The organism is Sphaerobacter sp. (genome assembly GCF_019683595.1).
Lineage (GTDB): Bacteria > Chloroflexota > Chloroflexia > Thermomicrobiales > Thermomicrobiaceae > Sphaerobacter.
In genome coordinates this window covers 1-3,650 of the sequence record NZ_JADGHZ010000269.1, presented here as the reverse complement: position 1 = coordinate 3,650, position 3,650 = coordinate 1, and the positions used below count along the sequence as shown (strand labels likewise).

The following is a 3,650-nucleotide window of genomic DNA, read 5'->3' as shown; positions in this document are numbered from 1 at the left end:
CCACTACCCTCTCTCCCACCCCTTCGGGCACCCCGCGCGAGCCATCGCGCGGGGTGTTTCTTGGGGACACCCGGCCGGCCGAGGACCGACCTGGAGAGGATGCGCAGCGCGACGGGCGGGCGTGGTACAAGGGGGCGGAAGACGTGGTGGTGACAGCTCAGTCGGTTAGGGGACCGCAACCCGTGGTCACGCAGCAACCGCAGACGACAACCAGCGAGCCAGCCTCCGGGCCGGAGGCGATCTGGCCGCCGTTCGTGGCGGCGTCGATCGCGCTGGCGCTGAGCGGTGGCTTTGCCCTCGGCGCGGGGCTGTTCGTCGCGCGGTGGCTGGGCGACGGGACCGGCCGGTGGTGGATCGCAGCCAGCCAGGCGCACGGACAGGTGCAGCTCTTGGGTTGGATCGGCCTGATGGTCCTGGGCGTAGCGTTCCACTTCTTACCGCGGTTGGCGGGGGTGCCCCTGCGGTGGCCCCGGATGGCTGGTGTTGCGCTGTGGTTGATCGTTGCCGGGCTGGCGCTGCGTGGGATCACCCAACCGCTGCTGTCAGCGGGTATAGGCGCTCCCATGGCGAGCTTGGGGCTTGTCGTCGCGGCCGGGCTGCTGCTCGCCGGGGTGACGCTCGCGGTCGTGATGCTGGTCGCGACGATCCGGAACGCGCCACCGCGCAAGACAGGGGCGCTGCGGCAGGTGCGTCCTCTGTTCCTGGTGTCCTTCGGCTCGCTGTGGGTGGGGGCGGTCCTGAGCGCGTACGGGCTGGTCGCTGCCGAGCGAGGGGCAGGCGTTGTCTCGGCGTCGTTGGACCGGATCATCGTCGAGATCGAGTTCTACGGGTTTCTCGTGCCGGTCGCCGCGGCGATGACCGCTCGGACCTTCCCGCTGTACTTTCAGACGCATCCGCCGCGGGCGCGCCTGCTGGTCGTCCCCGTTGCCGGGCTGGTCTGCGGGGTCGTGCTTCGGGCGACGGGCGATCCGTCGCTGGTCGGGGTGGGCCAGATCCTTCACGGGGCGGCGCTCGCGTGGCTGATCGCGGCGCTGCGCGTCTTCGGCCCGCGGCGGCCGCTACCCCGGCGGCCTGCCCGCCCGCTGCGCGATCCGCTCCAGCTTCACGCAGTGAGCGCCTATGCGTGGCTCGCCGTGGCCGGGGGTGCTTCCCTGCTGGCCGGGCTCCACCAGATCGGGCTGGCCGTGCCGGCTGTCCCGGCCGACGTTGAATGGCACGCGCTGGGGGCGGGCTTCGCCACGTTGTTGATCCTGGGCGTCGGGTCGCACATGCTGCCCGGATTCGCCCGGCGGGAACTGCGGAGCGCTGCGCTGCCGTGGGTGACGCTGGCGGCCGGCAACCTGGCGGTCGTGCTGCGCGTCGCGGCCGGACTGACGGGGCAGGGCGGCGCCTGGCTCGGCGGCCTGGCGGGAGTCCTCGGCATGCTCGTCGTGGCGCTCTTTGCGGTCAACGTGCACGGACCGCGTCGGTAAACATCGGGCCAGCGTACCGGTCCTGTACGAACGGACAGTTGTCCCCCTGTCCAATCATATGCAGCGAAACAGTCCCATTGACGGGTGACAGTTGGCGCTGTTCTCCCTATCCTAAGAGCAGGAAATGACGGTGAGGCAAGCCTCGCTGGCGAACGAAGCGTTCCGGATCCGGGCCCGATTGGACGACCGTGATGGGCTCGACGCGGAACCGATCCTGTCCCAACTGGTGGTACGGACACGATTCGAGGAACTCACCGATCCGGGTGGTCGGAACCCCGATCATCCAGACTCCCCTCCCTTCCCCAACGGTCGGAGCAGCCACCTGTGCTCCACCGACACCCCTGACGAAGGGCCTGCTCGTCCCCGCACGGTAACGTGGAGCAGGCCCTGACCTCCTCTTGGCGTGCCCGCGGCGGGCGACCTCGGCGGGGAAACGGTTATGATTAGCGGAGCAGCGCGACGGCAGCGCAGGTCTCCGCGAGGAGACAGCCGAGCACTGCCAACCGCAGAGAGGACACGAACGATGGAGCACTCACGCGGACTGTACCGATCGCGGAAGCACCGGATTATCGCCGGGGTCGCCGGCGGCCTCGCCGAGCGGTTCGGCGTGCCGGTCTGGCTGATGCGGGTCATCTGGCTGCTCCTGCTGCTGCCGGGCGGCCTGCCGGGGCTCGTGCCCTACATCATCCTCTGGATCCTGATCCCGGAGGAACCGGAGTACGACTAGCCGCCGCCACGCGGCGTCGCGGCGCGCCCGGTTATGATACAGTTTAGTTGCCAAATATCCGGCCGAGGCGCCGTTCAGGCACACGGCCTCGGCTGCCGGTCAGCGGTGTGCCGCTCCGTCGGAAGTGAGGAGTCTCGATGGTGGACACAGGGTTGACCCGCGAGCAAGTGATTGACGCCCTGCGCCCGGTCCAGGATCCGGAGATTGGGCGGAGTCTCGTCGATCTCGGGATGATTAAGGATGTGGCGATTGAGGGCGGACGGGTCCACGTCCACGTCGAGTTGACCACGCCGGCGTGCCCGCTGCGCGGGCGTATCGAAACGGACGTCCGCCAGGCCTTGACGGCGTTGCCGGGAGTCTCCGAGGTCGCCGTCCAGTTCTCCTCCCGGGTCCGCGCTGCCGGGAGCGGTATGCCGGACCGTCAGCCGCTCCCCGGCGTGAAGAACACCATCGCGGTTGCCAGCGGCAAGGGAGGCGTCGGTAAGTCCACCGTGGCGGTCAACCTCGCCATCGCGCTGGCCCAGGACGGCGCTTCGGTCGGCCTGCTCGACGCCGACGTCTACGGGCCGAGCATCCCGATCATGATGGGCGTCTCGCACCGCCCGACGATGCAGGACGGCAAGATCGTGCCGCTGGAAGCCTTCGGGGTGAAGGTGATGTCGGTCGGGTTCATCCTGGACCCGGAGAAGGCGCTGATCTGGCGCGGTCCGCTCGTCTCCCAGCTCATCAGCCAGTTCCTCAGCGACGTCGATTGGGGCGAGCTCGACTACCTGGTGATCGACCTGCCGCCCGGCACCGGCGACGCGCAGCTTACCCTGGTACAGCGCATCCCCCTCTCCGGCGCGGTGATCGTCACCACGCCGCAGGACGTGGCGCTCGCCGACGCGGTCAAGGGGCTGGCCATGTTCCGCGAGGTGAAGACGACGATCCTGGGGATCATCGAGAACATGAGCTACTTCATCTGCCCGCACTGCGGCGAGCGCTCCGAGATCTTCGGGTTCGGCGGCGGCGAGCGTACCGCGACGCGCCACGGCGTCCCGCTGCTGGGGCAGATCCCGCTGGAGGGCTCGATTCGGCAGGGCGGCGACATCGGATTCCCGATCGTCGTGTCCGACCCGGATTCGGCGCCGGCAGTGGCCTTCCGCGACGCGGCGCGCCAGGCGGCCGCGCGGCTGGCCGTCGAGGCCGTGCGCAAGCCTCGCCGCCCGCGCATCATGCTCCGCCAGACGACCTAGCGCGAAGCGTCGCCAACACGCACCCCGCCCCGGTAATCGCGGGGCGGGGTTTTTTCCATGGAGTTTGGTGAATGAGTCGCGTCTTCCCGTCACCCGGTCCCGCATTGTTGTCATCCTGAGCGGAGCGAAGGATCTCGCGTCGGATCGGCCACGCAGCGGAGAGATCCTTCGCTGCGCCGGGGGCGGCTGGCCGCCGCCCCCGGATCCGCTCAGGAT

Annotated in this window: 3 protein-coding genes; all 3 read left to right on the top strand. The window is 69.5% G+C overall.

The features are described from left to right. On the top strand, positions 1–1,472 hold a 1,472-nt coding region (locus tag IRZ30_RS16440; protein ID WP_294086722.1), incomplete at its 5' end, for a hypothetical protein. Between the two features lie 523 nt (positions 1,473–1,995). Next, a complete protein-coding gene (locus tag IRZ30_RS16435) occupies positions 1,996–2,199 on the top strand; it encodes a PspC domain-containing protein (protein ID WP_294086720.1) in 204 nt (67 codons plus the stop codon). A gap of 137 nt (positions 2,200–2,336) precedes the next feature. Next, positions 2,337–3,434 carry an iron-sulfur cluster carrier protein ApbC gene (gene apbC / locus IRZ30_RS16430; protein WP_294086719.1) on the top strand — a complete coding sequence of 366 codons (1,098 nt, stop codon included), beginning with the start codon at positions 2,337–2,339 and terminating at the stop codon, positions 3,432–3,434. The last annotated feature ends 216 nt before the right edge of the window (positions 3,435–3,650 follow it).

What these genes read in the sequence shown, in the direction of transcription:
- IRZ30_RS16435 (WP_294086720.1), top strand. Translation starts at nt 1,996, where the DNA reads ATGGAGCACTCACGCGGACTGTACCGATCGCGGAAGCACCGGATTATC.
- apbC (WP_294086719.1), top strand. Translation starts at nt 2,337, where the DNA reads ATGGTGGACACAGGGTTGACCCGCGAGCAAGTGATTGACGCCCTGCGC.